This window comes from Alloactinosynnema sp. L-07 (assembly GCF_900070365.1).
Taxonomy (GTDB): domain Bacteria; phylum Actinomycetota; class Actinomycetes; order Mycobacteriales; family Pseudonocardiaceae; genus Actinokineospora.
The window spans coordinates 6150500-6175187 of record NZ_LN850107.1 but is presented as its reverse complement, the minus strand read 5'-3'; the positions used below and the strand labels follow the sequence as shown (position 1 = coordinate 6175187).

At 70.3% G+C, this 24688-nt stretch carries 33 protein-coding genes and 1 tRNA gene; 17 read left to right on the top strand and 17 right to left on the bottom strand.

Annotation, left to right across the window (positions count from 1 at the left end; all coding sequences use genetic code 11):
* Positions 1 to 137: 137 nt before the first annotated feature.
* The 3 genes from BN1701_RS36075 (at position 138) to BN1701_RS28215 (ending at position 1069) form a co-directional block, all read left to right on the top strand.
* Positions 138 to 299, top strand: a complete 162-nt coding sequence (locus BN1701_RS36075; RefSeq protein ID WP_157368262.1) for a hypothetical protein — start codon at positions 138 to 140, stop codon at positions 297 to 299.
* The gene (locus BN1701_RS36590) at positions 296 to 448 is read left to right on the top strand and encodes a hypothetical protein (protein WP_172803160.1); all 153 of its coding nucleotides are present in this window, start codon (positions 296 to 298) and stop codon (positions 446 to 448) included. Before BN1701_RS36075 ends, BN1701_RS36590 begins: the two co-directional genes overlap by 4 nt.
* Before the next feature lie 210 nt (positions 449 to 658).
* A complete protein-coding gene (locus BN1701_RS28215) occupies positions 659 to 1069 on the top strand; it encodes a DUF6292 family protein (protein WP_054053803.1) in 411 nt (136 codons plus the stop codon).
* On the opposite strand, the gene BN1701_RS28210 is transcribed toward BN1701_RS28215, so the two are convergent.
* Genes BN1701_RS28210 through nth form a run of 3 tightly spaced genes read right to left on the bottom strand, consistent with a single transcriptional unit; the run spans position 1060 to position 3025 of the window.
* Positions 1060 to 1740, bottom strand: coding sequence for a CoA pyrophosphatase (locus BN1701_RS28210; RefSeq protein WP_054053801.1), 681 nt, complete (start codon positions 1738 to 1740; stop codon positions 1060 to 1062). The two genes, BN1701_RS28215 and BN1701_RS28210, sit on opposite strands and share 10 nt — an antisense overlap.
* Positions 1737 to 2318, bottom strand: a complete 582-nt coding sequence (locus BN1701_RS28205; protein ID WP_054053798.1) for a TlpA disulfide reductase family protein — start codon at positions 2316 to 2318, stop codon at positions 1737 to 1739. The genes BN1701_RS28210 and BN1701_RS28205 overlap by 4 nt, the downstream gene beginning before the upstream one ends.
* Positions 2315 to 3025 (bottom strand): endonuclease III, encoded by a 711-nt coding sequence (gene nth, locus BN1701_RS28200; protein WP_082860104.1) that lies wholly within the window; start codon positions 3023 to 3025, stop codon positions 2315 to 2317. Before nth ends, BN1701_RS28205 begins: the two co-directional genes overlap by 4 nt.
* A gap of 190 nt (positions 3026 to 3215) precedes the next feature.
* On the opposite strand from nth, the gene BN1701_RS28195 reads away from it, so the two are divergent.
* The 4 genes from BN1701_RS28195 (at position 3216) to dnaN (ending at position 7088) form a co-directional block, all read left to right on the top strand.
* Complete coding sequence (locus tag BN1701_RS28195; protein ID WP_054053796.1) at positions 3216 to 3467, top strand: hypothetical protein; 252 nt, start codon at positions 3216 to 3218, stop codon at positions 3465 to 3467.
* A gap of 156 nt (positions 3468 to 3623) precedes the next feature.
* On the top strand, positions 3624 to 4298 hold the full coding sequence (locus tag BN1701_RS28190; RefSeq protein ID WP_054053794.1) for a Crp/Fnr family transcriptional regulator: 675 nt from the start codon (positions 3624 to 3626) through the stop codon (positions 4296 to 4298).
* Positions 4299 to 4688: 390 nt separating this feature from the next.
* The gene (locus BN1701_RS28185; protein ID WP_054053792.1) at positions 4689 to 5930 is read left to right on the top strand and encodes an MFS transporter; all 1242 of its coding nucleotides are present in this window, start codon (positions 4689 to 4691) and stop codon (positions 5928 to 5930) included.
* A gap of 54 nt (positions 5931 to 5984) precedes the next feature.
* Positions 5985 to 7088, top strand: coding sequence for a DNA polymerase III subunit beta (gene dnaN, locus BN1701_RS28180; RefSeq protein ID WP_054053790.1), 1104 nt, complete (start codon positions 5985 to 5987; stop codon positions 7086 to 7088).
* Positions 7089 to 7237: 149 nt separating this feature from the next.
* On the opposite strand, the gene BN1701_RS28175 is transcribed toward dnaN, so the two are convergent.
* Together BN1701_RS28175 and BN1701_RS28170 are read right to left on the bottom strand one after the other, a co-directional pair.
* Positions 7238 to 8023, bottom strand: coding sequence for an MBL fold metallo-hydrolase (locus tag BN1701_RS28175; protein WP_054053787.1), 786 nt, complete (start codon positions 8021 to 8023; stop codon positions 7238 to 7240).
* The gene (locus BN1701_RS28170) at positions 8020 to 8814 is read right to left on the bottom strand and encodes an NUDIX domain-containing protein (RefSeq protein ID WP_054056192.1); all 795 of its coding nucleotides are present in this window, start codon (positions 8812 to 8814) and stop codon (positions 8020 to 8022) included. The genes BN1701_RS28175 and BN1701_RS28170 overlap by 4 nt, the downstream gene beginning before the upstream one ends.
* A 182-nt stretch (positions 8815 to 8996) precedes the next feature.
* Between BN1701_RS28170 and BN1701_RS28165 the strand changes: the two genes are divergently transcribed.
* Both BN1701_RS28165 and BN1701_RS28160 read left to right on the top strand, forming a co-directional pair.
* Positions 8997 to 9740: a peptidoglycan-binding protein gene (locus tag BN1701_RS28165; RefSeq protein WP_054053785.1), complete on the top strand. Its 744-nt coding sequence runs from the start codon at positions 8997 to 8999 to the stop codon at positions 9738 to 9740.
* 35 nt (positions 9741 to 9775) lie between these two features.
* Positions 9776 to 10651, top strand: coding sequence for a Gfo/Idh/MocA family protein (locus BN1701_RS28160; RefSeq protein ID WP_054056191.1), 876 nt, complete (start codon positions 9776 to 9778; stop codon positions 10649 to 10651).
* On the opposite strand, the gene BN1701_RS28155 is transcribed toward BN1701_RS28160, so the two are convergent.
* The 4 genes from BN1701_RS28155 to BN1701_RS36070 form a co-directional block, all read right to left on the bottom strand.
* Complete coding sequence (locus tag BN1701_RS28155; RefSeq protein WP_172803336.1) at positions 10648 to 11505, bottom strand: hypothetical protein; 858 nt, start codon at positions 11503 to 11505, stop codon at positions 10648 to 10650. The two genes, BN1701_RS28160 and BN1701_RS28155, sit on opposite strands and share 4 nt — an antisense overlap.
* 69 nt (positions 11506 to 11574) lie before the next feature.
* The gene (locus tag BN1701_RS28150) at positions 11575 to 12180 is read right to left on the bottom strand and encodes a hypothetical protein (protein WP_054053782.1); all 606 of its coding nucleotides are present in this window, start codon (positions 12178 to 12180) and stop codon (positions 11575 to 11577) included.
* The gene (locus BN1701_RS28145) at positions 12177 to 12632 is read right to left on the bottom strand and encodes a RidA family protein (RefSeq protein ID WP_054053780.1); all 456 of its coding nucleotides are present in this window, start codon (positions 12630 to 12632) and stop codon (positions 12177 to 12179) included. Before BN1701_RS28145 ends, BN1701_RS28150 begins: the two co-directional genes overlap by 4 nt.
* 1 nt (position 12633) lies before the next feature.
* Positions 12634 to 12792 carry a DUF4177 domain-containing protein gene (locus BN1701_RS36070; protein ID WP_157368260.1) on the bottom strand — a complete coding sequence of 53 codons (159 nt, stop codon included), beginning with the start codon at positions 12790 to 12792 and terminating at the stop codon, positions 12634 to 12636.
* Between the two features lie 49 nt (positions 12793 to 12841).
* On the opposite strand from BN1701_RS36070, the gene BN1701_RS28140 reads away from it, so the two are divergent.
* From BN1701_RS28140 to BN1701_RS28130, 3 genes are read left to right on the top strand one after another with little or no spacing between them, the layout of a single operon-like run.
* Complete coding sequence (locus BN1701_RS28140) at positions 12842 to 13090, top strand: hypothetical protein (protein WP_054053778.1); 249 nt, start codon at positions 12842 to 12844, stop codon at positions 13088 to 13090.
* A 45-nt stretch (positions 13091 to 13135) separates the two neighbouring features.
* Entirely contained in the window at positions 13136 to 14140 is a 1005-nt protein-coding gene (locus BN1701_RS28135; protein ID WP_054053776.1) for an ArsA-related P-loop ATPase, read from the top strand.
* A complete protein-coding gene (locus tag BN1701_RS28130; protein ID WP_054053774.1) occupies positions 14137 to 15255 on the top strand; it encodes an ArsA family ATPase in 1119 nt (372 codons plus the stop codon). The genes BN1701_RS28135 and BN1701_RS28130 overlap by 4 nt, the downstream gene beginning before the upstream one ends.
* Positions 15256 to 15265: 10 nt before the next feature.
* On the opposite strand, the gene BN1701_RS28125 is transcribed toward BN1701_RS28130, so the two are convergent.
* A complete protein-coding gene (locus BN1701_RS28125) occupies positions 15266 to 15574 on the bottom strand; it encodes a WhiB family transcriptional regulator (protein ID WP_054053773.1) in 309 nt (102 codons plus the stop codon).
* Between the two features lie 217 nt (positions 15575 to 15791).
* Between BN1701_RS28125 and BN1701_RS28120 the strand changes: the two genes are divergently transcribed.
* Positions 15792 to 18302 carry a transglycosylase domain-containing protein gene (locus BN1701_RS28120; RefSeq protein WP_054053771.1) on the top strand — a complete coding sequence of 837 codons (2511 nt, stop codon included), beginning with the start codon at positions 15792 to 15794 and terminating at the stop codon, positions 18300 to 18302.
* 157 nt (positions 18303 to 18459) lie between these two features.
* On the opposite strand, the gene BN1701_RS28115 is transcribed toward BN1701_RS28120, so the two are convergent.
* Positions 18460 to 18930: a GatB/YqeY domain-containing protein gene (locus BN1701_RS28115; protein ID WP_054053768.1), complete on the bottom strand. Its 471-nt coding sequence runs from the start codon at positions 18928 to 18930 to the stop codon at positions 18460 to 18462.
* A gap of 90 nt (positions 18931 to 19020) precedes the next feature.
* On the opposite strand from BN1701_RS28115, the gene BN1701_RS28110 reads away from it, so the two are divergent.
* Both BN1701_RS28110 and BN1701_RS28105 read left to right on the top strand, forming a co-directional pair.
* The gene (locus tag BN1701_RS28110) at positions 19021 to 19965 is read left to right on the top strand and encodes a metallophosphoesterase (protein ID WP_054056190.1); all 945 of its coding nucleotides are present in this window, start codon (positions 19021 to 19023) and stop codon (positions 19963 to 19965) included.
* 20 nt (positions 19966 to 19985) lie between these two features.
* Positions 19986 to 20059: transfer RNA gene (locus tag BN1701_RS28105), tRNA-Pro, on the top strand.
* A gap of 96 nt (positions 20060 to 20155) precedes the next feature.
* Here BN1701_RS28105 and BN1701_RS28100 read toward each other — a convergent pair.
* Both BN1701_RS28100 and BN1701_RS28095 read right to left on the bottom strand, forming a co-directional pair.
* Complete coding sequence (locus BN1701_RS28100) at positions 20156 to 20881, bottom strand: class I SAM-dependent methyltransferase (protein ID WP_231949736.1); 726 nt, start codon at positions 20879 to 20881, stop codon at positions 20156 to 20158.
* Between the two features lie 35 nt (positions 20882 to 20916).
* Positions 20917 to 21588, bottom strand: coding sequence for a DNA alkylation repair protein (locus tag BN1701_RS28095; protein WP_231949735.1), 672 nt, complete (start codon positions 21586 to 21588; stop codon positions 20917 to 20919).
* A gap of 34 nt (positions 21589 to 21622) precedes the next feature.
* On the opposite strand from BN1701_RS28095, the gene BN1701_RS37615 reads away from it, so the two are divergent.
* Both BN1701_RS37615 and cpt read left to right on the top strand, forming a co-directional pair.
* Positions 21623 to 22174, top strand: a complete 552-nt coding sequence (locus BN1701_RS37615) for an MOSC domain-containing protein (RefSeq protein ID WP_054053766.1) — start codon at positions 21623 to 21625, stop codon at positions 22172 to 22174.
* A gap of 17 nt (positions 22175 to 22191) precedes the next feature.
* Positions 22192 to 22713 carry a chloramphenicol phosphotransferase CPT gene (gene cpt / locus BN1701_RS28085; RefSeq protein ID WP_054053764.1) on the top strand — a complete coding sequence of 174 codons (522 nt, stop codon included), beginning with the start codon at positions 22192 to 22194 and terminating at the stop codon, positions 22711 to 22713.
* Between the two features lie 39 nt (positions 22714 to 22752).
* Here cpt and BN1701_RS28080 read toward each other — a convergent pair whose 3' ends face one another.
* From BN1701_RS28080 to BN1701_RS28065, 4 genes are read right to left on the bottom strand one after another with little or no spacing between them, the layout of a single operon-like run.
* Positions 22753 to 23127 (bottom strand): hypothetical protein, encoded by a 375-nt coding sequence (locus BN1701_RS28080; protein WP_054053761.1) that lies wholly within the window; start codon positions 23125 to 23127, stop codon positions 22753 to 22755.
* A gap of 23 nt (positions 23128 to 23150) precedes the next feature.
* A complete protein-coding gene (locus tag BN1701_RS28075) occupies positions 23151 to 23750 on the bottom strand; it encodes a hypothetical protein (protein ID WP_157368259.1) in 600 nt (199 codons plus the stop codon).
* Positions 23751 to 23807: 57 nt separating this feature from the next.
* Positions 23808 to 24017: a ferredoxin gene (locus tag BN1701_RS28070; RefSeq protein ID WP_054053758.1), complete on the bottom strand. Its 210-nt coding sequence runs from the start codon at positions 24015 to 24017 to the stop codon at positions 23808 to 23810.
* 33 nt (positions 24018 to 24050) lie between these two features.
* Positions 24051 to 24626 (bottom strand): hypothetical protein, encoded by a 576-nt coding sequence (locus BN1701_RS28065; protein WP_054053756.1) that lies wholly within the window; start codon positions 24624 to 24626, stop codon positions 24051 to 24053.
* Between the last annotated feature and the right edge of the window lie 62 nt (positions 24627 to 24688).

The window sequence follows — 24688 nt, the reverse complement described above, 5'->3', positions numbered from 1 at the left end:
GCACCGAAAGCGGCTGGCCCACTGCTCAGGGGCGGTGCCGAGTGCGTGCCCACCCCGGATTGTGGCGAACCACCGCCTGCCTCCCGTTTTTTCTCACCGCCGCTTGGCGGGCATCACTCGTTTCACCAGGAGAGTCAATGACGAATACCAACCGCCCCCCGGCGGGCGCCATCGAGCCGGTGGTGTTCAGCCACCCCACGGCCGAACAGCCCGCCGACCGGGAACTGACCGACAGCGTTGGCACGGCGCAGTCGCGCCAGATCAGCTTCTCGGAGCCCGCGACAGCTCCGCGCGGATGACCACCATGGCGCGGCCGGCCAGCGAGCACGCCGCGCCGTCCAGGGAGATCCGCGCCGCGAGCCTGCTCAATCGCCGCTACGGCCAAGACGCCGGTTACAAGCAGATTTTCCGCGCAACGACGCGGTCGGCACCGCGCACGGCGGCCTGATCGGCATGAGCTTCAGGGAATGGATGGGCGGCCACAACCGTCACCACGCCAACCCACCACGCTGACCTCGCGCAACATCCGCGGCGGCCGCGATCCCCTACAGCCAGACCACCCTCGTGCGGTCCTACGCCGAGGTCCTGCGCCACCCGCACCACCTCGGCGTGCCGCTCTGGACCGCCGACCGGGACCCGGCCACATAACCTGGTACCCGTGGAAGATCATGCAACCCCCTCCGCGGCGCTGAGCCGCGGTCTGGCGGGATATCTGCGAGCGGTCGCCGACACCCTCGGTGTGCCCGCGGAGGCGACGTCCTTCGAGATCAGCGACACCGCGACGGCATACCTCGGGCTGGCCAGGCGCTGGGCCGAGCGGCCCGACCAGGACCTGATGCTGGTGTGGAGCGAGCGCCACGGGTGGGCGCTGGCCGTGGAGACCGACCCGACGGACGCCGCCGAGGTGGTGGCCTACCTGGACAGTGCGGACGTGGTCCCCAAGCCGAGCACGGTCGCCGAGTTCGTCGCCGACGTGCTGAGCGGGCGCGGACCGGACTCGGCGCAGCCGGTGTTCCCGGTGACCGCCCAGCGCCACCAACTCGCCGAGCGGCTCAAGCGCTACGCCTGACGCGTGGTCAGGGCCCGCCAGGTGGTCTCCAGGTCGCGCACGTCGGTGGGGTCCCACGGCTGCTCCCACCCGCCGGTGGCGATGAGCAGCGTCAGCAGTCCCGCGGTGAAGCCCCAGACGAGCATGTCCGGCGCCGCGAACGCGGGCCCGGTGAACCCGGACGGGTGGCGGATCATGAACCGGTTGGCCGGGTCGGCCAGGTGCGAGATCGGCACGCGGGCCACCGCCTGGGTCTCGGCCGGATCGACCGCCCAGACCCGGCTCGGCCGCTCCCAGTGGGCGATCACCGGCGTCACATGGAATCTCGACACCGGGATGTGCAGGGGCGGGACCACCGCGACCGGGAGCACTCCCGCCGGGTCGACTCCGGTCTCCTCGACGGCCTCGCGCAGGGCCGTGCCGACGGGTCCGTCGTCATAGTCCTCGGACTTGCCGCCGGGGAAGGCAACCTGCCCCGAATGCTTGTCGTTGCCGTCGGCTCGCAGCTGTAACAGCACGTCAGGGCCGTCGGGCCCCTCGCCGAGCAGGATCAGCACGGCGGCGTCACGGGAATTCTCGTCGGGGACGGAGAATCGGCGCCACATCGCGGGGTCGAGGTCGGCGGTGGCCTTGACCAGGGGCGCGAGCCAGTTCGGGAGCTCGGCGGGATCGACCAGCGGTCCGTAGGTCATCGTGCCTCTCCGAGGTAGCGGGTGACGGCGGCGCGCACGGTGTCGACCGAGGTGAAGATCCTCGGCTCGGCGATCAGCGTGACGGTCCCGTCGGCGATCAGGTACGACGCGGGCAGGCCCACGGGCAGCTTCAGGGCGCGCTCGGCCGAGCCGTCGGTGTCGAGCAGGTTGGGGAACCGCACGCCCAGGTCGCGCAGCAGGCCGAGCGCGTCGGCCGGGGGGCTCTTGACCGCGAGGCCGACCACCGCGACGGCGTCCGGCCCGGCCGCGTACTCGGCCAGCACGGGCAGTTCCTCGCGGCAGGGCACGCACCACGTCGCCCAGACGTTCACCAAGACTGGCTTGTCGCCCACCGCGGCACCGAGGTCGACCCTGGCGCCGGTTGCCAGACACTCCGCTGTCGCGCCGCTGAGCGCTGCCACTTTGCCGTCAGTCGCGCACGGCGCCAAGGCTGCCGCCGCGCGGGCCGCGCTCAAGTCCGGCGCGGGCGGCTGCGGGGTCGTCTTGTCTCGTGGCCACAGCGCGATGACCCCCGCCACCAGCAGGATCACCGCGACCAACGCCCAGCGGAGGTTCACTGCTTACCCGGGCGGTAGCCGTCGCGCGTGCGCTCGGCGAGCTCGATCAGGTGCTCGGCCTCGACGCCCTTGACCAGCTTCGCCGCCTCGGCGGGCTCGATCGGGCCCGCGCCGTAGGAGGGGCAGTCGCGGAACAGCAGGCAGGCGCCGCACGCGGGCTTGCGGGCGTGGCAGACACGGCGGCCGTGGAAGATCACCCAGTGCGACAGCATGGTCCAGTCGCGGCGCGGAACCAGCTCACCGATGGCGTGCTCGACCTTGACCGGGTCCTCTTCCGCTGTCCACTTCCACCGCCGGACCAACCGGCCGAAGTGGGTGTCGACGGTGATGCCGGGCACGCCGAACGCATTGCCGAGGATCACGTTGGCGGTCTTGCGGCCGATCCCGGGCAGCGTCACCAGGTCGGGGAGCTTGGCGGGCACCTCGCCGCCGAACCGCTCCACCAGCGCCGCGCCGAGGCCGATGAGCGAGGTGGTCTTGTTCCGGTAGAAGCCCGTCGGCCGGATCATCTCCTCCAGCTCCAGCCGGTCGGCGCCCGCGTAGTCGGCGGCCGTTCGGTACTTCGCGAACAGCGCGGGCGTGGTCAGGTTGACCCTCACGTCGGTGCACTGCGCGGACAGAATCGTGGCCACCGCCAGCTCCAGCGGGGTGGTGAAGTCCAGCTCGCAGTGCGCGTCGGGATAGCCCTCCGCGAGCGCGCGCGTCATCCGGCGGGCGCGGCGGGTCAGAGAGAGACTGGGTTCACCCTCCGTCGCGGCGGCTGCACGGGGCGGGCGGCGGGTCGTCGGAGGCACCTCGCTAGCCTACGGGCCGTCGGACAACCCGATCTGTGCCCCAGACGTCTATCGAGCAGACCATCGAGAATCCGGACGACGAGACGAGCGAGGATCGACGAGTATGGCTGTCTGGTTCGTGTTCGCGGTACCCGTTGTGATCATGTTCTTCGCGCTGTTCATGGAGCGCGTGGAAACCCGGCTACGGCACGTCGCGGTCCAGGAGACCGATGTCGAGGAGTTCCTCGAGAGCGCCCGGCCCGACGAGGTCCGCGCACTTTACGGCCACGGCATCGGTCGCGCGCTCGAACTCTTCCGCCTGCGCAGGCTCGGCGGGCGTGCCGCGAAGCTGCGCGGTCGCAAGGGCCGCCCATAGACGCTAGGGTCATCCAACTGGGCGATCTATACCCGCCGAACGTGCGACCGCGCGGACGGCGAGCCGCCAGGGCAAACCTGGCGGACGCCCTACACTTACAGGAGTGATCGGCGCGGCATTCGACGCGCGCGCCGAGGTGAACACAGGAGGACCGAGGTGGATGAGACCCTGGCCCGCGCGGGCATCTTCCAAGGGGTCGAGCCTGCCGCGGCGGAAGCGCTCGCACAGACGCTCGAGTCCGTGGAGTTCCCACGGGGACACGTGATCTTCGCCGAAGGCGAGCCGGGCGACCGGCTGTACATCATCCAATCGGGCAAGGTGAAACTCGGCCGCAAGTCTCCGGACGGCCGGGAGAACCTGCTGGGCATCTTCGGACCGTCCGACATGTTCGGCGAGCTGTCGATCTTCGACCCGGGACCGCGCACCTCCACGGCGACCACGGTCACCGAGGTCCGCGCGGTCACGATGGACCGGCCCGCCCTGCGGCAGTGGATCGCGACCCGGCCCGAGATCGCCGAGCAGCTGCTCCGGGTGATCGCGCGCAGGCTCCGCCGCACCAACGGCATGCTGGCTGACCTGATCTTCACCGACGTGCCCGGCCGCGTGGCCAAAGCGCTGCTGCAGCTCGCGCAGCGGTTCGGCAGCCAGGAGGCGGGCCTGCTGAGGGTCACCCACGACCTGACGCAGGAGGAGATCGCCCAGTACGTCGGCGCTTCTCGCGAGACCGTGAACAAGGCGCTCGCCGACTTCGCCCACCGCGGCTGGCTGCGGCTGGAAGGCAAGAGTGTGCTGATCCTCGACCCGGAGCGCCTGGCCCGCCGCGCGCGCTAATGGTCTGAGACAAGACGAGAGGTCGGGCGCCGCCCCCGACGCGGCGCACCGACCTCTCATACTTTGCGCGGGCCATCCCCCGACGGCTCACGCTCCCCGCCCTCCGGCTCGGGCCCCGAACCCTGTCTCCCGGAGGAACTCTTCGACGTCACTCGGCCTATCGCGTTCCGCCACTCGGCCGTGACGGTCTACTCAGGAACTTTCGCAAGTCCCCTGCCCTGAACTCAAGGGTTATCACCCTCATGGACTCCTGGGCGCGGAGTTTCGTTGCCTGAGTCCACTCAGAAACCAACTTCTCGTTATCCAAACGAGACTTACCCCGCACTCGGGTGTCTCAAACCACCGAAAATAACTGGTACGGCCGTACCAGAGTGCGGCATACTGGTACGCATGTCCCACTCCGCAGGCCTCGCTGACTACCGCACCGCGCTCACCACCCCGGGAGCGCGGGGTCCTGTGCTGTCCGCGCTGGTCGGCAGGCTGCCGATCGCGATGGTGGGCCTGTCGATGCTGCTTTACGTGCAGCGGGCCACTGGCTCGTTCGCGATCGCCGGGCTGGTCTCGGCGGGCAGCCTCGTGGGTGTGGCGGTCGGCTCGGTGGCCCAAGGCCGGATCATGGACCGGGTCGGCCCGACCCGGCCGCTGCTGATCACCTCGGCGGTGTTCACCGCGTTCGTCGCGCTGGGCGTGCTCGCCATCGAGTCGCACGCGTCGACGTTCGTGCTGGTCACGCTGGGTTTCGCGATCGGCACGACGGAGCCGATGATCGGCTCGGCGTCCCGGGCGATGTGGACCCGGCTGCTGCCTCCCGGGTCCGCGCGCAACGCGGCTTTGGCGTACGAGTCGATCAGCATGGAGGTCTTCTTCATCCTCGGACCCGCTCTGGCGGGCCTGCTCGTCGCGATGCCGTGGGCGGGTACCGGCGTGGTCGCCGCGTCGGCCTGCATGGTGGCGGGCGGTGTCTCGTTCGCCCTGATGCCGACGGTGCGCACGTTCCGGCCGGACCGCGCGCAGGTGAGCGGCACCGGTCCGCTCGGCGCGCTGGCCGCCCCCGGCATGCGGACCGTCGCCCTGGCTGCGATGGGCTTCGGCGTGACGATCGGGTTCATCGAGGTCGCGGTGCCCGCCGCGGCCACGCACGCCGGGAACGCGCCCGTGGGTGGTCTGCTGCTCGGACTGTGGTCGGTCAGCTCGGTGGTGTTCGGCGTGCTCTACGGGGTCAGGCCGTGGCCGCGGGCGATGTCGCTGCGGCTGCCGGTCCTGCTCGGCGGGTTCGCCCTGACCACCTTGGTGCTGGCCATCCCGACCTCGCTGATCGGGCTGGGCGTCGCGCTGCTGCTCGTCGGCACCCTGATCACCCCGCAGGCCACCGCCCACTCGGCGGCGATCGAACTGGTCGCGCCGAAGGGGACGGCCACGGAGGCGTTCGGCTGGGTCATCACGGCCGTGACGCTGGGTCTGGCGCTCGGGCAGTCGGTGAGCGGGTACCTGGTGGAGAACGTCAGCCTGACGTCGTCCTACTTCGCCGCCAGCGCGGCGGGCCTGCTGTTCGCGGGCATCGTCTACGCCCGGCGGGACACGGTTGTCGACATGCACACGGCGCCTTCCGTGCGGGAGCCCGCCCTGGTCTAGCGGGCCTGTGGACAACTTTTCGCGGGTGTCGGTGATTCGAGCTACCTTCGGCTCATGGACCTGACGATCACCACCGCCGAGCTGGCCACCGCCGCCGCCGACGTCATCCGACTCGTGCCCGGCAAGCTCGTCGACCCTGTGCTCAGCGGCCTCCTGCTGACCGCCACGGCACAGGGCGTCGAGCTCGCCGCCAACGATCGCGAGCGCACCGCCCGGGTCACGTGCGACGCGCTCGTCCACTCGGAGGGTCAGATCCTGGTCCCGGCCAAGCCCCTGGCCGAGACGTTGAAGGCGTTAGAGCAACCACAGGTCCGGCTGGTCGTCGAAGGCACCCGACTGGCCATCCGGGCCGAGGGTGCCCGCTTCGCCCTCCCCCTGCTCGACGTCGAACTGCACCCCGGCGTCCCCTCGCCACCTGCTGCGGGCGGCTCGGTGTCGGCTCGCCTGCTCGCCTCGGCCCTGTCGACGGTCGCCGCCACCGCCGCCAGAGACGAAGCACTGCCGATCTTCACCGGTGTCCGCGTCCGGTCGGAGGGGCCGAACCTGGTCCTGCGGGCCACCGACCGCTACCGCATGGCCATCGCCACGATCCCCTGGCAACCCGGATCGGCGTCGGCCGAGGTGGACGCGCTGATCCCGGCCACCCTGCTGGCCGAGGTCGGCAAACAGGTCAACGGCTCGGTCTCGATCGGTGTCGACGCCAACCGCCTGGCGTTGACCTGGGACGACATGGTGGTCACCACCGCGGTCCTCGACGGCAGCTACCTCACCGAGACCAAGCTGGCCCTCGCCGACGTCGACACCCATGTCGAACTCGACGCCGACACGTTCAGCAACGCCACCCGCCGAGTCGCCCTCTTCACCGACACCCGCGGCGTCGTCTCCGTCGAGGTCGGCGACACCCACCTGCGCCTGCGCACCGCCGACCGCCAGACTGGTGAAGCCGAGGAATCGGTCAAAGCCACCATCGACGGCGGCCGCACCAGCCCGTCCTACCAGGCCCGCTACCTGATCGACGCCTTACGCCCGTTCGCAGGCCGCCGCGTCCACCTCGCCATCCAGCCGGGCATGCGCGCCACGGTCGTGACGGCGGTCGAGCCTGGGGAGGTGGATCTCAGGTACATCATCATGCCGATGCTGCCCCCGAAGACGACCTGACCGGTGCACGTCGCGGGCAGGGTCCCACCCAAGCCGACCCGACGACCGAATCCGACCGCCCAGCGGGTTCGCGACCCGGCAGGCCTGCTCGCCACGCAGGCCGACCCGACGCCCATCGGGTGTGGCTGTGGGCTCGAGACCGGGGCTCGTCAGGGTGAGCGGCGCAAGTAGTCCAGTTGGGCGCGGACCGACCACTCGGCGGCGGGCCAGAGGGACTGGTCGACGTCGGCGTACACGACCTCGACCACCTGGCGCGGGGACGCGTCCGGGCCAAGGGTGGTGAGGGCGGCTCGGATCTGGTCGAGGCGTTGGGTTCGGTGGGCCAGGTACTGGGCCGCGACCGCGGGCAGATCGGGCAGGTCGGGTCCGTGGCCGGGCAGGACCACGCCGGGCAACCGGCGGAGGGTCTCGAGTGAGTCGAGGTAGGCGCCTAGGTCGCCGTCGGGTGGGGCGATGACCGTGGTGCCCCGGCCGAGCACGGTGTCGCCGGTCAGGACGGCGGGCAGGCTGTCGTGGGCGACGGTCAGGCAGACGGAGTCGGCCGTGTGGCCGGGGGTGTGCACGACCTCGATCTCCAGACCGGCGAGGGTGAGCCGTTCACCGTCGGCCAGGGGCGCCGCGCCGAGGCAGAGGGCTGGGTCGTAGGCACGGATCGGGGCGTCGGCCTTCCGGGCGAGCCAGGGTGCGCCTTGGACGTGGTCGAGGTGGTGGTGGGTGATGAGGATGGCCTCGATGGGGCCCGCGGCTTCGAGGACGCGGGTCAGGTGGGGCTCGTCCTCGTAACCGGGGTCGACCACGACCGACCCGCCCGCGCCTGGGGAGCGCAGGATCCAGGTGTTGGTGCCGTCGAGGGTCATGGTGCCGGGGTTGTCCTCGAGCAGCACCGACGCGTACGGCGTCACCGCTCGCACGACGCCGTAGGCGGGGTGGGTCATGAATCGGCCTCGGCGAGGACGACGCGGACCTTGGTGCCGTCGCGGACGACCCTGGGGATGATCTTGTCGATCGTCCGTTCAGCCGCCATCGCCGAGGCGACGGACGGGTGGTCGTTGAGGTCGGCCAGAGCCATCCACGTCGGGGGCATCAGGCCGCGTCTGCCCGCTTCCCAGTCGGCGAGGGCGGCGCCAGGGTGTTGCCACGCGACGTCCTGGGCCTCGGTGGTGGCGCCGTCGGCGTGCTGGCCCTCGGGCATGGCGGCGAGGAAGAAGCGGGTGTCGTAGCGGCGGGGTTCCTCAGCGGGGGTGACCCAGTGCGCCCACGGCCGCAGCAGGTCCGCGCGCAGGACCAGGTCGTTGTCGGTGAGGAACTGGGCGAACGAGTACTTCCGGTCGACCAACTCCTGGCGAGCCGCGTGGAACGGCCGCGCGTCCGACACCACTCGGGTCGCGTCGGGACCCGCGAGCAGGACGCCGGACTCCTCGAAGGTCTCCCGAACCGCCGCGCAGACAAGCGCACGCGCCGTGGCCGGATCACACCCGAAGCGCTCCGCCCACCACCGCGCGTCCGGGCCGTGCCAGGCGACGGTCGCGTCCGCGTCCCGGGGATCGACGCCGCCACCGGGGAACACAGTCATGCCCCCCGCGAAGGCCATCCCGACCACCCTGCGCAGGAGGAACACCTCCGGCCCGGATTCGGCGTCGCGAACAATGATGACGGTCGCGGCGTCTTTGGGCACCGCGGGCGGGTCGGGCGGCTCCGGGGGAACGAATCCGTCCGGCAGCACCATCTCCTTGGGCAGCTCACGCACGCCCCGACCCTACGCGGCCGACCGGACCCCAGAACACCACCGAGCGACACACCACACTCCGCCCACCCAGGCCCGCGGAGCGCCTGTGTGGGGGTGGGGGCGCGCGGATGGCTGCCCTTCTGGACATTACGGGTGTGGCCGACCAGGCAGACCCTGGCGGAATGGCTGGCGAAATCCTTCTGCGCACCGGGTCGACCGAGTCCGACTGGGTGACCTATCTGCAACAGCTCCTCCGCTCGGAGGGCTACTGGGACGGCGAGGACACCGGCGTGTTCGACGACGCGCTCGACGCTGCCGTCCGTAACTATCAGACCGCGATGAACATGCAGGTCGACGGGGTTGTCGGTAGGCAGACCTGGGGTGGCCTGCGCGACCACGTTTCCCTCGAACCCGGTCCGCCCGACCCCGCCGACGGCACCGGCGACGGCGACGGGGACCAAGCGGGGTGGCAGGCGGGCGAGGTCGACCACGGCGTCGTGCACATCACGCAGCAGAGTGAGGCGACCTGCTGGGCCGCGGCCATCGCGATGATCATCAACTACCGGGACGGGTCCGACTTCGACGACCACACACTCTGCGATCACGTCGGTCTGGACCGCGACGGCGCGACCGTCGCGGAGGTCGACCAGGCGCTCGCGCAGGTGGACATGCACCTGATCGCACCCGCGTGCTTCACGCCAGACGGGTGGCTTCAGCTGCTGGACAACGGGCCCAAGGGCGTGATCGTGCCCGGCGCGCCGTGGCACCGGATCGTCATCGCGGGTGCCAAGACCGACGGGACGCCCGAGGGCACATGGCTGCACGTGCTCGACCCCGCGGGTGGCGACAGCTGGCAGAGCTACGAGGACGTCGAGGAGCAGTTCGAGGCCGGGGCGCCGCGCTCGAACAACATCTTCGGCTACTGATCGGGCGCTGACGCCGACCAGGCAGGATGTCCGGCATGGGTGACACCGTGCTGCGAGTCGGACTGGTCGGCGCTGGGCCGTGGGCGGGCAAAGTGCACGCGCCCGGGATCGATGGGCATTCGGGGACCGAGCTCACCGCGGTGTGGGCTCGGCGACCCGAGGCCGCGACGGGACTGGGCGCGCCCGTGGTCGGCGGGTTCGACGAGCTTTTGTCCATTGTGGACGCCGTCGCGTTCGCCGTGCCGCCCGCGGCGCAGGCCGAGTTGGCGATCAAGGCGGCGCGCGCGGGCAAGCACGTGATCCTGGAGAAGCCGATCGCGGAGTCGGTCGAGTCGGCGCGGCGGCTCGCGGACGCCGTCGGCGAGGCGGGTGTGGCCTCGATCGTGGTCTTCATCCGGCGGTTCGCGCCCGAGACTCGGGAATGGCTGGCCGACGTCAAGGCGCACGGTGGCTGGGCGGGCGGCAACGCGCGGTGGCTGTCCGGGGCGCTGCTGGGCGGTGACTACTCGTTCTCCACCTGGCGGCACGACGGTGGCGCGCTCGCCGACGTCGGGCCGCACGTGTTCGACCTGCTCGACGCCGCGCTCGGGCCGGTCGCCGAGGTGATCGCCGCCCGGCGGACCGAGCCCGACCTGTGGAACGTGGTGTTCGGCCACGAGAGCGGCGCGACCAGCACGGCCACGCTCTCGATGCGGCTGCCCACCCGACCGACGGTCACCGAGATCTCCGTCTACGGCGAGCCCGGCTACCGCGAGCTCACGGGGCGCGCGACCAGCGCGCAGGACTCGTTCGCCACGCTGCTCGACGAGTTCACCGCCCTCGTCCGCGACGGGCGTGCCGACCACCCGCTGAGCGTCCACAGGGGACTCGCCATGCAGCGGCTGCTAGCCGCCGTGGCAGCGCGGGTCTAGGACTGGTCGGGCGCCTGCAGTGGAACCCCGTTGACCAGCGTCGACCGGTTGGCCTCCTGCCAGTCGTAGGACGTGTCCGACTTCCACGCGGGCGTCTCGCCGCCCTCGCGGCGGGCCAGTTCTTCCTGCAACTCGCGCAGCAGGCTCAGTTCCTGGTCGTCGGCGTCGGCCTCGTCGCCCGCCTGCGGGATCCACGGCTCCTTGGCGGGCTTGGGCGCCGGGGCGGGCTTGGGCGTCGGCGACGGCGTCCAGGACGGCGGCGACGTCGACGAGCGCTCCAGCGGCACCGCCGTGGCGTAGCGCATCGCGGAGTGGTGGTAGTCGCTGGACTCGGTGCTGTCGCGCAGGACCTCGACCGACGCGGTGAGTCCCGCGCGCCGCAGGGCGTGCTCGACCCGGTAGGCCGTGGCCGGACCGGATCCGCTCGGGCCGACGCGGATCAGCACGACGCGGTGCGGCACCGGGCCTGACGCCGCTCCGGCGGGCGTCAGGCGCCAGACCGCCCACACCGCGCGGATGTCGGGCAGCACGTCGAGGACCTGGATGGTCGCCTCGGCGACCCCCTGGTCGGCCCCGATGCCACCGATCTTGCCGGTGGAGAACTTGTGCGAGGTGCTGACCGTGGACTCCGCGATCGCCAGCCGCTCGGCGACCGCCGGGTCGCAGTGCGCGGCGGCCATCAGCTCGGTCAGCTCCTCGTGCTCGACCCTGGTCACCGGGATCGGCCCGGACGCCAGCGAGCCGACGATCAGCTCCAGCGCCCGGTCGACCTCGGTGGAGGCGAGCAGTTCGCGGGCGTCGGCGAGCGCGTCGTCGTCGAGCCTGCCCGCCAGGGCCAGCAGGAGATCGTGCACTCGGACCGGGAGCGTGACTCCCGACCACCCGGTGCCTGTTGCGACCTTTGCCACGATCGACCCCTCCACTCAGCTCGGGACTAGATGGCCCTTGGCCACCAGCGACTCCGATGCCGCCAGCGCGGCCCGGTGGTACACCGGCGGTTCGAGGCCCTCGGGGAGCACCTCGACGGCGGGTTCGTAGGTTCCCAGTGCCCGCAGCACGCGCTGCAGCTCCCCGGTCAGCCGGGCCGAGTCGCCGGTCGTGGTCACCAGGACGACCCTGGTCGCCGCGCCCGCGCCGGTCCGGTCCCGCCGCCACGTCGACCGCGCCTCGACCACGTCGGGCCGACCGCGCAAGATCGCCATGAGGACCACCGCCACCGAGTCGCCCATACTCACCCAATCGGGGGACTCGGTGGAGAAGGTGTAGTCCACGTCACTGATTTCGTCCACCCACGAAACAGCGTTGAGCCGCTCGGAGTCGGCGCCCGCGGGCAGCAGCGAGCCGTTGATCAGCCGAAACTCCGACGGCGTGATCCCGACGCGCTCGCGCAGCAGGGTCAGCGGCAAGGCGCGCGCGACGGCGTCGAGCGAACCGCCCGCCAGCCAGTCGCGCAGCCGCCACAGCTCCCGGTCACCGAGTCGGCCCGCGAGTCGTAGCAGCAGCTCGTGGCACTCGGCCGCGCCGGTCATGCGACTTCGACAATCAGCTCGACCTCGACCGGCACGTTCAGTGGCAGCTCCGCGACGCCGACGGCCGAGCGGGCGTGCAGGCCCGCGTCGCCGAAGATCTCGCCGATCAGGTTCGACGCGCCGTTGATCACGCCCGGCTGCCCGCCGAAGCCCTCGGCGGAGGCCACGAAGCCGACGAGCTTGACCACCCTGGTCACCGCGTTGATGCCGACCAGGTTGTCCACCGCGGCCAGCGCGTTCAGCGCGCAGATCCGGGCCAGGTCGGCACCCTGTTCTGGGCTGATGTCGCCGCCGACCTTGCCCGTCGCGACGACCTTGCCGTCGACGAACGGGACCTGGCCCGCGGTGTAGACCAGCGAACCGGTGCGCACCGCCGGGATGTAGGCCCCGGCGGGCGCGGGCACGGTGGGCAGCTCGATGCCCAGCTCGGTGAGACGCTCGCGCCAGCTCATGTCAGGCTCCCTTGGGACGCTTGAGGTAGGCGACCAGCGACTCACCGGTCGGACCGGGCAGCACGGTGACCAGCTCCCAGCCGTCCTCGCCCCACTGGTCGAGGATCTGCTTGGTCGCGTGGATCAGCAGTGGCACGGTCGCGTACTCCCACTTCGTCATGGGCGGCAGCCTAGAACAGGTGCATACAGTTGATGGCTACGGTTGCGGTGTGGAGACCTGGCGGATGATCGCGACCGTGTTGCTCGCCGTTGGCGGCGTCGTCTTGATGCTGGTCACGATGGCCAAAGTGCGGGAGCGGACCGGCTCGGGCAGCACGGTGGCGATCACGGGGGCCATCGGGACGACGGTGCTGGTGTTGCTGTGCGTGTTGACCCTGACGGCGCTGGCGCCCCCGATCGCGTGGGGCACGGTGATCGTCGTCGGCGTGGTGGGTTCAGTGATGTTGCTCGTAGGGTGACCGGTCGATCAGCGTCGCGACCAACCGGGCATTTACGCTGAAAGGGTGACCACACCCGTCGTCGGCTGGACCGAGCAACTGGCCCACGCCCGTTTGCACGTGGTCACCGGCAAAGGGGGCACCGGCAAGACCACCGTCGCCGCCGCGCTGGCCCTGGCGATCGCGTCGAGCGGCAAGCGGGTGCTGCTGGTGGAGGTCGAGGGCAGGCAGGGCATCGCCCAGCTGTTCGACACCCGGCCGCTGCCGTACTCCGAGGAGCGGGTCGCCGCCACGCACGGCGGGGGCGAGGTCCGCGCGCTGCACATCGACGTCGAGGCCGCGCTGCTGGAGTACCTCGGGATGTTCTACAACCTGGGCTTCGCGGGCCGCACGCTCAGCCGGATGGGCGCGATCGAGTTCGCCACGACGCTGGCGCCGGGCCTGCGCGACGTGCTGCTCACCGGCAAGCTCAAGGAGTGCGCGACGCGCACCGACGACACCGGCAGGCACCACTACGACGCGGTGGTCCTCGACGCGCCGCCGACCGGCCGGATCGTGAAGTTCCTCGATGTCACCAAGGCCATGGCCGACCTGGCGAAGGTCGGCCCGATCAAGGGGCAGAGCGACGGCGTGGTGCGGTTGCTGCACTCGGCCGACACCGCCGTTCACCTGGTCACGCTGCTGGAGGAGATGCCGGTGCGCGAGACCGTCGAGGCCGTCGAGGAGTTGGACGGGGCGGACCTGCGGCCCGGCGCGGTGATCATGAACCGGGTGCGGCCGCCGCGGCTGCCCGCGCGGTCGGTCACCGCCGCCGCCGACGGCCGGGTCGACGCCACGCGGGTGCGCAACGGGCTGAAGTCGGCGGGGCTCAAGCTGTCCGCCGAGGACCTTGACGGCTTGGTCGAGGAAACCGTGGAGCACGCGATCCGGGTGCAGGCCGAGCAGCGCGCGCGAAACCAACTCGCAGAAGTCGACTTGTCGATAGTCGAGCTGCCCGACCTGGTGGACGGGATCGACATGGCCGCGCTCTACGAGCTGGCCGAGGCTCTGATCGACCAGGGTGTGCGATGAACCTCGATGTCGACGCGCTCATCGACGACCCGGACACCCACGTCATCGTCTGCTGCGGGTCCGGCGGCGTGGGCAAGACGACCACAGCGGCGGCCGTGGCGGTGCGCGCTGCCGAGCGCGGACGCAAGGTCGTGGTGCTGACGATCGACCCGGCGAAGCGGCTCGCCCAGGCCCTTGGCCTGCGGGAACTGGGCAACACGCCGAAGTCGGTCCAGGTCGACGGCTTCGAGCCCGATGGCGAGCTGAGCGCGATGATGCTGGACATGCGCCGCACGTTCGACGACATGGTGCTGGCGCACGCGGGTGAGAAGCGGGCGCAGGAGGTGTTGGCGAACCCGTTCTACAAGACGATCTCCAGCTCGTTCTCCGGCACCCAGGAGTACATGGCGATGGAGAAGCTGGGCCAGCTCGCCGCCGAGAGCCGCTGGGACCTGATCATCGTCGACACCCCGCCGTCCCGCTCCGCCCTGGACTTCCTCGACGCGCCACAGCGGCTGTCGACCGCGCTGGACGGCCGGATGATCAAGCTCCTCACCGGGCCCGCGCGCGCGGGCGGCTGGGGCATCCGCAAGGTCGTCAGCACCGGGTTCGGCCTGTTCGCGCGGGCCGTGTCGACCATCGTCGGCGGCCAGTTGCTGGCCGACGCGTCGGCGTTCGTGCAGGCCTTCGACGGCATGTTCGGCGGCTTCCGGGAACGCGCCCGCAAGACCTACGAGCTGCTGCGCTCGGAGGGGACCGCGTTCGTCGTCGTCGCCGCCCCGGAACCCGACGCCCTGCGTGAGGCCAGCTACTTCGTCGAGCGGCTCGCCGCGGAATCGATGCCGCTGGCGGGCCTGATCGTCAACCGGACCCACCCCGTGCTGTCGGCCCTGCCCGCCTCGAAAGCGCTGGCGGCCGCGGAGAACCTGGAGACGGCGGGCGACTCCCCGCTGGCCGCGGCCGTGCTGCGGCTGCACGCCGACCGGGTGGCGCTGGCCCAGCGGGAGCGCAGACTGATCTCCCGGTTCACCAAGGCCCACCCGACCGTCGCGCTGGTCCACGTCCCGGCGATGGCCACCGACGTGCACGACCTCGCCGGGCTGCGCACCATCGGCGCGAAACTCGGCAAGGACTAGGGCCTGTGTTCTAGCCGACTCGGATGTCCTCGTCGTCGTATGTGTGGCTGCGGCGCGCGTCGTCCAAGAGCTCGCGCCAGGAATCCACATCCGGCCTGCGGCGCAGCAGCGCGCGGCGCTCCCGCTCGGTCATGCCGCCCCACACGCCGAACTCGATCCGGTTGTCCAGCGCCTCGGCCAGACACTCCGTGCGGACCGGACACGCGATGCACACCAGCTTCGCTTTGCGCTGCTCGGCCCCGCGGACGAAAAGCCCGTCCGGATCCTCGTCCCGGCATGTCGCGCGGACTCGCCAGTCGACCTTCGTTTCGAGATGCATAGCCCCCACCCCTGTCGTCGTCGCGACCCTGAACCGATACCCCCCGGTACCGGCTGCGTCCCAGCCCGTGAGCTGTTCTGCCTGTCGTGAGACGTTGACGAACCTTAGTGGGTATCGGTTCCATCGAGAATGGGGGGCGGGGTAGGTGTTACCTAATGTCAACTTCCGATCGGTCGCCTTCCGGTGCTCCCTCCGGCGGACGCGTACGCTGGGCGCCGTGCGTCTGGGTGACAGTTTGCTGAAGCTTCTTGGTCTGTGCCTACTCGCCGGCGTGCTGGTGGCCGGCATGTTGTTCCCGCTGATGGGGGCGCTGGGGGTGGTGTCCAATCGGGCGAGCGACACGATCGACAGTGTGTCTGCGGACCTCGTCGCGACCGATCCGCCGTTGATCACCACGATCACCGACAGCGCGGGCAAGCCGATCGCGTCGCTGTTCGACCAGTACCGGATCCCGGTGTCGGCCGAGCAGATCTCGCCGACGATGAAGGCCGCGCTGGTGTCGGTGGAGGACCGGCGGTTCTACGAGCACCACGGTGTCGACTGGAAGGGCACGATCCGCGCGGCGGTGTCGAACCAGACCGGCGGGGACGTGCAGGGCGCTTCGACGCTGACCCAGCAGTACGTGAAGAACTACCTGATCAACGTGGTCAACCGGGGCAACAAGACCGAGCAGTCCAAAGCCCAGGAGCAGACCATCGCGCGCAAGCTGCGTGAGGCGCGGATCGCCATCCAGCTCGAACAGAAGATGAGCAAGGAAGAGATCCTCACCGGCTACCTGAACGTCGTCGAGTTCGCCTACGAGGTCTACGGCATCGGCGCGGCGTCGAGCGCGTACTTCGGGACCACGCCGGACAAGCTGACCGTCGCCCAGTCGGCGCTGCTGGCGGGTGCGGTGAACAACCCCGTGCTCTACAACCCGTGGCGCAAGCCGACCGAGACGCTGGCCAGGCGCAACGTGGTGATCGACAAGATGGTCGAGAACCAGAAGCTGTCCTCTGACGCCGCCGAGATCGCCAAGAAGGAACCGCTGGGCACCCTGCAGTCGCCGTTGAAGCCCGCCGCGAACTGTGTCGGCGCGGGGCCTGAGACCGGCTTCTTCTGCCAGTACGTCTACGACTACTTGCAGAAACTCGGCTTCACCCAGGACCAGATCCAGACCGGCGGCTACACCATCAAGACCAGCTTCGACGCCCGCGCCACCCAGATCGCCAAGGCCGCGGCCGAGGCGGAGGTGCCCAAGACGCAGCCGGGCATCGCGAACACGATGGCCATCGTGCAGCCTGGCAAGGAACGTCACCAGGTGATCGCCCTGGTCGCCAACCGCGACTACGGCCTCGACCCCGCCAAGGGCCAGACCACCTACGGCCTGCCGAGCCGGGTGGCGAACAAGTTCGGCGCGGGCTCGATCCACAAGATCTTCACCTCGGCCGCCTACCTGGAGAAGGGCGGCGGCATCATGAACCAGATCGACGTGCCCAACTTCCACAACTCGACGGTCTTCGTCGGCGGTGGCAAGAGTTGCGCGCGCACGGCGCGGCCCAACGACGGCGACACCCGGGTGTACTGCGTGCAGAACGCGGCGGACTACCCAGCCAAGATGACGCTGCAGGACGCGCTGGCGACCTCGCCGAACACCGGGTTCGTCATCCTGGAGGAGCGCGTGGGCATGGGGCCGGTGGTCGACATGGCCAGCCGCCTCGGTCTGCGCGAGACGATGGCGTCGAGCATGGGCGGGGTCGACCCGGATCCCAGCCGCAAGGAGGCCGAGTACCGCCTCAGCCAGTCCGACTACTTCAAGCCGTCGGAGAACAGCCCCGGCAAGGCGTCGTTCACCCTGGGCCCCGGCCCGCTGAGCACGGTCGAGCTGGCCAACGTCGGCGCGACGATCATGAGCGGCGGCGTCTGGTGCCCGCCGAGCCCGCTGATCGAGATCCTCGACCGGGACGGCAAGAAGATCGAGGTCAACGAGCAGCCGTGTGAGCAGGCGGTGGCCGAACCACTGGCCAACGCGCTGGCGGTGGGCCTGTCCAAGGACGACACCAGCGGCACCGCGACCCGCGCCGCGGCCGCGGTGGGCTGGAAGCGGCCGATGATGGGCAAGACCGGCACCACCCAGGACCACAAGTCGGCCGGGTTCATCGGCGCGACCCCGCAGTACTCCGCGGCGGTGCTGACGTTCAACGACAGCAACAAGCCCCAGGGCATCTGCGACGCCGAGCCACACCCGAGGCTGTGCGGCACCGGCGGCAACATCTACGGCGGCAAGGTGCCCGCGCGCACCTGGTTCGCCACGATGACGAAGGTCCTCGAGGGCCAACCCGCGCTGGGCATGCCGGGCGTGGAGCAGCGGTACCTCGAAGGCGGGCCGGAGATCAAGGTCCCGGACGTCATCGGCAAATCGGCCGAGGAAGCGACCGGCATCCTGCAGAACGCGGGCTACCAGGTCACGGCCAAGGACCGCAACGACGCCCGCAAGAAGGGCACCGTCGTCAGCCAGTCCCCGCGCGGCGCGGCCCTGACCGGCGAGATGATCACGATCTTCGTCAGCACCGGCTACGTGCCGCCGCCGAAGACCTCCGATGTGCCTGTCCCGCCGACGGAGCCGGGTGTGCCACCGCCACCGGGCGGTCCGGGCAACGGCCCGCCGGGCAACGGCGACGGTGTCACCAGACCGCCGGGCAACGGCGGTGGGAACGGACCGCCGATCACTATCGGCCCAGTCCCCTGACGAATTCGGGGCCCGATCACCTTGGTGGTCGGGCCCCGATTCTTTGTCGTGACGGTCATCGCGCTCCCGGCCCCGACACTGCCGACCATCGATTCAGGCGTTGAGGGCAGGCGGGTATCCGTGGTTGATCAGCGTGCTTGGGGTACGGGCACTCCGGTCAGCCGGTGAGCTTCGCCTTGACGGCGGCGGCGACGCGGCCGCCATCGGCGCGGCCCGCGACCTTGGTGTTGGCGGCCTTCATGACCTGGCCCATCTGCTTCTGGCCGGGGGCGGCACCGAGCTGGTCGGCGACCTCGGCCACAGCCGCGTCGACCAGGGCGGTCAGTTCGGCGTCGTCGAGTTGCTTGGGGAGGTAGGCGGCGAGGACTTCGGCCTCGTCGAGTTCGAGTTGGGCCTGCTCGGCCCGGCCCGCGCCCGCGAAGGCCTCGGCGGCCTCCTTGCGCTTGCGCACCTCGCGAGCCAGGACCTTCTGCACCTCGTCGTCGGTGAGTTCCCTGGCGTCGGTGCCCGCGACCTCTTCGGTGGTGATGGCGGCGAGACCCATGCGCAGTGACGCGGTCCGGGTCTTCTCGCGGGCCTTCATCGCGGTCGTCAGGTCGGTTTTCAGCCGGTTCTTGAGCTCAGCCATGCAAGGAACCCTACTGGCCTGGCAAACGCGATACCCGCGATGCCGCCCCGGCCCCGTACCCTCGACGGCGTGAGTGACCTAGCCACGACCCTGCGCCGCATCGCCATCGGCACCACCGCGCTCGGCGCCGCCACCCTGGCCTACGCCGCCGGGTACGAGCGCACCCGCTGGACGCTGCGCGAGGCCACCCTGCCCGTCCTGGCCGAGGGCGCCCGCCCGCTGCGCGTGCTGCACATCTCGGATCTGCACATGATGCCCGGCCAGAAGTCAAAGCAGGCCTGGGTCGCCGAACTGGACAGCCTCAACCCCGACCTCGTCGTCAACACCGGCGACAACCTTGCGCACAAGCAGGCCGTGCCCGCGGTGGTGCGCGCCCTGTCGCCGCTGCTGAACCGGCCGGGCCTATTCGTCTTCGGCAGCAACGACTACTACGCGCCGAAGCCGAAGAACCCCGCGCGCTACCTGTTCCCCTCGGACAAGCGGGTCCACGGCATCGCCCTGCCATGGCGCGACCTGCGCGCCGCCCTGGTCGAGCGCGGCTGGCACGACCTGACCCACACCCGTACCCGCCTCACCATCGACGGCCGCCTCATCGCCGCCGCGGGCGTCGACGACCCCCACCTCAAGCGCGACCGCTACGACGAGATCGCAGGCCGCCCCGACCGCACGGCCACCCTGCGCCTGGGGGTCACCCACTCCCCGGAGCCGCGGGTGCTGGACCGGTTCGCCGAGGACGGATACGACCTGGTCCTGGCCGGTCACACCCACGGTGGCCAGCTGCGCATCCCCGGCTACGGCGCCCTGGTGACGAACTGCGAGCTGGACCGCTCGCGCGCACGCGGGTCGTCGCGTTGGGGAGCGCACACGTGGCTGCACGTGTCGGCGGGCCTGGGCACCTCCCCGTACGCGCCGGTGCGGTTCGCCTGCCCCCCGGAAGCGAGCCTGCTGACCCTCATTCCCCGCCCGACCGGCGGCGATCCGGCGGCGGAGGGTTCAAGGGGAGCCCGATTCGGAGCCCGGGCGCGGGTCCGCTAGACTTCCCCTCGTTCCACACTCGGGGTGTGGCGCAGTTTGGTAGCGTGCTTCGTTCGGGACGAAGAGGTCGCAGGTTCAAATCCTGTCACCCCGACGCAGGTCAGGCCCTGTCCACTTTGGACAGGGCCTGATTTCGTCTCGGCCTGACCATGCGGCCCGACCGTCGACGCGCGGCCCGGCCGTGGCTGGTTCAGGCGATAAGCAGGCGAAGGCCGAGCTCCGCCGCTTCGAGATCGAGAAGGTCGCGGTTGCGTTCGGCCCACCGGCCTGAGGCGAGGTCGTCCCGGAGGGTGCGCACCGCCCTCTGCTCGGCGTCAGGTCCGACTTTGGCCCAGATCGATATCCCGCGACGGACACTCTCGTCCAGGTATGCCTCGGGCCTGCGCCAGTAGGCCTCGAAGAAGCCGTCAGCGCAGTCCCATGGGATCAGCACCGGTTCCATCCGGGCCCCGATCGCGCGCGCCAGTTCCGTGGCGAGGCCGACGCGGGAGGCGGCGACCTCAGGCAGGTAGTCGCGAGTCAGCCAGAACCGGCTATGCCAGCTCGCTTCAGTGGTGTCGCAGGTGAACACCACCACGCGGCGCGCGACGCGGCGCATCTCGCGCAGGCCTGCGATCGGGTCACGCCAGTGGTGGACGGTGGCGAAAGCCATCGCGGCGTCGAAGGACTGGTCCTCGAACGGAAGGCGCTCCGCGGCGGCGGCCACGCACGGCGCCGCGCCTGCGGGGCGCTGCGCCCGCATGACCGCCGAGGGTTCCACCGCGGTGACATCGCGGTGGGAGGGCTCGTAGGAGCCGGTTCCCGCGCCGACGTTCAGCACGGTCCGGGCGTCGCCGAGCGCTGCCCAGACCTGCTCGGCGATCCGCGGCTCGGTTCGCCGCGTCGTGGTGTAGGTGGCTCCGATGGAGTCGTACAACTGCGCGCTGGAAATAATGTCCTCCCCGATTCTGTCTACTTGGCGTGCTGCCTGCGGACCATCTCGGTGATCCAGATGGGCGCGAACGGTGACGTGCAGTTCGGCGGCGTCGGGTAGTCCTTGAGCACCTCCAAGCGCTCACCGATGGCGAGTGCGCGGGCGCGGTGTCGAGCATGCTCGATCCCGATCTGGGCCAGGCAGTGGTTCATCGCCCATTGCAGGCGGTCCGGGGCGTCTTTCATCTCCGCCTCGATGAGGTCGAGCAGTCCGGCGAGGTCGAGGCCCTCTGGCTTCTTCGCCACGCGCTCGGTTGTCAGTGCCCAGCCCGCGCTCGCGACCACTGGATCCGGGTCGGCGAACCAGGCCAGGCGCAGGTATTCGACGTGTGCGGTCTTCTTCACGACATAGTTCACGAGCCAGTCGTGCACCTTGGGGGTGCGGGCCTCGCGCAGCATGGCGTCCAGTTCGTCGCGTTCGAACGCCTTCGGGCGGCAGATCAGGATCGCGAGCAGCCTTGCCGCGGTGTCGCCGGTCTCCCAGAGCCCGCGCGCGAGTTCCTGCTGCGTCTTCAGCCGCTTCGCGAGCGCGCGCAGTTTGCTGAGGTTCACACCGTGATCGTCACCGTGTCGCTCATTCACCACGCGTGCCTTGGGGTCCTCAAGCGCGGCCAGCTCGGCCATCACCTCGGCCCGCGTCGTGTCCGCCACCTCAGCCTCCTGCCTCCTTGACCATACTTATGCCATGGAGCCCGATCTCGCCACCGTTGTCGCGGTCTGTCGCGATGGGGAGCACCGGTTCAGCAAGCCCGTCACCGCGTCGATCAGCTTGCTCGCCGGGCTTGGGGTGGAGGGTGACGCGCACGCGGGGGTGACGGTTCGCCATCGGTCGCGGGTGGCGGTGGACCCGACGCAGCCGAACCTGCGGCAGGTGCATCTGCTGCACGAGGAACTGTTCGAGGAGTTGGCCCGCGCGGGATTCGGGGTCAAACCGGGGCAGCTCGGGGAGAACATCACGACCCGCGGGATAGATCTGCTGGCGCTTCCCCGGCACACGGTCCTCCGGATCGGCGCCGAGGCCATCATCGAGGTGACCGGGTTGCGCAACCCGTGTGCCCAGATCAACAGCTTTCAGTCGGGGCTGCTCAAGCAGGTGGCCCACCTGGACGCCGACGGTCGCCTCGTGCGCAAAGCCGGGATCATGGGTGTCGTCCTGCGTGGCGGCCGGGTCGGGCCGGGCGACGCGATTCGGGCCGAGATTCCGTCTCTGCCCCATCTTCCACTTGAGCGGGTGTAGTCATCGCTGAGATCCGGGTGATCGTTCTCAACGGTGGTTCCAGTTCGGGCAAGTCCGGGATCGCTCGGTGCCTGCAAGCGGTGCTGCCCGATCCGTGGCTGACGTTCGGGGTCGACACGCTGATCGAGGCGATGCCCGCGTCGATGCGGGAGTCGGACGCGGGCATCGAGTTCGCGCCGGACGGTGGGGTGGCCGTTGGGGACGGGTTCCGGGCCCTGGAGGACGCGTGGATCGACGGGATCGTGGCGATGGCGCGGGCGGGGGCACGGGTCATCGTCGATGAGGTGTTTCTCGGTGGAGCCACGTCGCAGCGGCGGTGGGTCGACGCGTTGGGTGGGTTGACGGTGTTGTGGGTCGGTGTCCGGTGCGAGAGCGCGGTCGCCGAGGGACGGGAGATCGCGCGGGGCGATCGGGTTCCGGGGATGGCCGCCGCGCAGGCGGAACTGGTTCATCAGGGCGTGGTCTACGACCTGGAAGTGGACACCACCCGTGCCGAGTCGATGGAGTGCGCGCGGATTGTCGCCGCGAGAGTGGTTTGACGGGCTGCTTGTCCGCGAAGACAAACAGCCCGTCGACGCCTACTTTGGCAGCACGACCAGGTTCAGCTGATCGTCGGTTCGGCGGGTCGCGACCACGTGCCAGGCCAAGGACTCCGCGCACCAGACCTCGGCGTGGACTGACTTGACCGCGACGTTGACGTCCATCGTCGACTCGTTCCGAGTCAGCGCGGTGATCACCGGGCGGTGGCCGTCGTCCGGCATCATCACCACGGCGATGACGAGCATGTCGCGCGTCCAGTCGATCTCCGGCAGCGGACTGGGCTCTCGCCGAGTGGACCACCAACGCGCCCACTCGGCAGGCTCCCGCACCGGATACGCGCCGAAGTCGGGCTCCTTGACCTCCCACTTCGTGACGAGCAACTCGTTGCGAACTGTGTTGAACGGTTCGGTCATCACTCACCCCCGCCGCGAAGTATCTACTCCGACTCGTGCAGGTGGGTGGCGAGGGCGGCGGCCTGGGCGGTGAGCCAGGCGTCGAGGCGTTCGACGTTCGTGTTTCGGGCGAGGCGGAACTCGCGGGCTCGGCGGAGGTCGACCACCAGCGGCGTCGCGCCCGGGAGCAGGTCTGACATGCAGATTTGCAGGACGCGCAGCGCCGCGTTGGCCGCGTCCTTGGTCAGTGGCTGTTCCTTGAGGTGGAACAAGACCGCATGTTCCCCGGCCGACGAGCGCATGCCCAGGTGCGGTGCCACCGACACGTCCACGTCGCCGACGCGCAGGTTGCTGGTCCCGGTCGAGGTGAGCGTCGCGCGGGTGCGGGGCCACCAGGTGAGGAAGCCGTCGGACAGCTCCGTGTAGGCGCGGGACTGGCCGGACAGGTCCGTGGCGTCGATCGCGGCGGACAGCAGCGGCTCCGGTTCGTCGGACGCGGCGGCCTGACGCAGCGCGCGCAGGATCGGGCCGTAGAAGTCGACCCCGGGCCGTCCGGCGACGATCTCCGTGCGGCGGGTGCGGTCGCTGGTGGCGTACTCGGCGAACGAGGTGGTGGCGATCATGGCTGGCGTGCGGTGAATCATCGGGCTCCCCTCGAAATCCCTTGTCTCCCAAGGAAACTACCGAAGGGGTACGACAATTCAGGCGAGCAGATCGCGCCCGTTCTCGGTGACCGAGATGGCCATCCCGGGGCACCCGCCCGCGGCGTCGAGGACGTCGTCGTCCGGGTCGATCTCGGGGTTCTTGACGGTCGCCGCTCGGCCTTCGAGGGCGAAGTGGTCGGGGGCTATACCGGTGCACAGGCCCGAGGCCACGCACGCGCGCTCGTCAACTTCGACTTTCCAGGTCACACCGCCAGCCTAGAGGCGACCCGGGCGGCGGGCCTACTTCTCCCGGAAGGAATCCGTCACCGTGCGCAACGCGGGCTCGGCCTGGTCGCGGCGGTCGGCGAGGGTCCAGGTGAGTATCTGGTGGTAGGCGCGGGGGCCGTCCACCACGGTGCACCAGTAGACGATCCCGTTGCCCTCGAATTCGCCGGTCAGCTCGTAGCGAACCGCCGGGCGGCCGCCGACCTCGATCGGCTCCGGCTGGCCGGTGGCGGTGCCGCCGAGGCCTTCCACGGAGATCAGCGCGGTCTCCTCGTAGTCGGCGAAGTCCTTGAAGTCGGCCTTTTCGTCGCTGACGACCATCAGGTACCGCTCCTGGTAGATCTGCGCCTGCGCGATGACCGCGCCGCTGACCTGCAGGGACTCGGGCATCTGGGCCCACTTCGACGGCACCGACACGGTGCTGCCGCCGTCGCTGGCGGTGACGACCTTCGTCGTGGTGTCCTCGACGGCGCGGGGTCGCTGTTCTTTGGTTCCCGTGGTCTCGACGACCAGCCAGACGACTACGCCGATGAACAGCGCGGCGACGGTGGACAACAGGATCCACAGCCGCCGATGACTCTGACCGACCATGACCACTCCCCCACCCGCGTTCGATAGCGGACGACGTCGAGCGTACCGGCCTGGCAGGATCG

Coding starts and splice junctions, on each gene's coding strand:
- BN1701_RS36075 (WP_157368262.1), top strand. CDS start 138: ATGACGAATACCAACCGCCCCCCGGCGGGCGCCATCGAGCCGGTGGTG.
- BN1701_RS36590 (WP_172803160.1), top strand. CDS start 296: ATGACCACCATGGCGCGGCCGGCCAGCGAGCACGCCGCGCCGTCCAGG.
- BN1701_RS28210 (WP_054053801.1), bottom strand. CDS start 1,740: ATGACCTACGGACCGCTGGTCGATCCCGCCGAGCTCCCGAACTGGCTC.
- nth (WP_082860104.1), bottom strand. CDS start 3,025: ATGACGCGCGCGCTCGCGGAGGGCTATCCCGACGCGCACTGCGAGCTG.
- BN1701_RS28195 (WP_054053796.1), top strand. CDS start 3,216: ATGGCTGTCTGGTTCGTGTTCGCGGTACCCGTTGTGATCATGTTCTTC.
- BN1701_RS28185 (WP_054053792.1), top strand. CDS start 4,689: ATGTCCCACTCCGCAGGCCTCGCTGACTACCGCACCGCGCTCACCACC.
- dnaN (WP_054053790.1), top strand. CDS start 5,985: ATGGACCTGACGATCACCACCGCCGAGCTGGCCACCGCCGCCGCCGAC.
- BN1701_RS28175 (WP_054053787.1), bottom strand. CDS start 8,023: ATGACCCACCCCGCCTACGGCGTCGTGCGAGCGGTGACGCCGTACGCG.
- BN1701_RS28170 (WP_054056192.1), bottom strand. CDS start 8,814: ATGGTGCTGCCGGACGGATTCGTTCCCCCGGAGCCGCCCGACCCGCCC.
- BN1701_RS28165 (WP_054053785.1), top strand. CDS start 8,997: ATGGCTGGCGAAATCCTTCTGCGCACCGGGTCGACCGAGTCCGACTGG.
- BN1701_RS28160 (WP_054056191.1), top strand. CDS start 9,776: ATGGGTGACACCGTGCTGCGAGTCGGACTGGTCGGCGCTGGGCCGTGG.
- BN1701_RS28150 (WP_054053782.1), bottom strand. CDS start 12,180: ATGACCGGCGCGGCCGAGTGCCACGAGCTGCTGCTACGACTCGCGGGC.
- BN1701_RS28145 (WP_054053780.1), bottom strand. CDS start 12,632: ATGAGCTGGCGCGAGCGTCTCACCGAGCTGGGCATCGAGCTGCCCACC.
- BN1701_RS36070 (WP_157368260.1), bottom strand. CDS start 12,792: ATGACGAAGTGGGAGTACGCGACCGTGCCACTGCTGATCCACGCGACC.
- BN1701_RS28130 (WP_054053774.1), top strand. CDS start 14,137: ATGAACCTCGATGTCGACGCGCTCATCGACGACCCGGACACCCACGTC.
- BN1701_RS28125 (WP_054053773.1), bottom strand. CDS start 15,574: ATGCATCTCGAAACGAAGGTCGACTGGCGAGTCCGCGCGACATGCCGG.
- BN1701_RS28115 (WP_054053768.1), bottom strand. CDS start 18,930: ATGGCTGAGCTCAAGAACCGGCTGAAAACCGACCTGACGACCGCGATG.
- BN1701_RS37615 (WP_054053766.1), top strand. CDS start 21,623: ATGGAGCCCGATCTCGCCACCGTTGTCGCGGTCTGTCGCGATGGGGAG.
- BN1701_RS28080 (WP_054053761.1), bottom strand. CDS start 23,127: ATGACCGAACCGTTCAACACAGTTCGCAACGAGTTGCTCGTCACGAAG.
- BN1701_RS28075 (WP_157368259.1), bottom strand. CDS start 23,750: ATGATTCACCGCACGCCAGCCATGATCGCCACCACCTCGTTCGCCGAG.
- BN1701_RS28065 (WP_054053756.1), bottom strand. CDS start 24,626: ATGGTCGGTCAGAGTCATCGGCGGCTGTGGATCCTGTTGTCCACCGTC.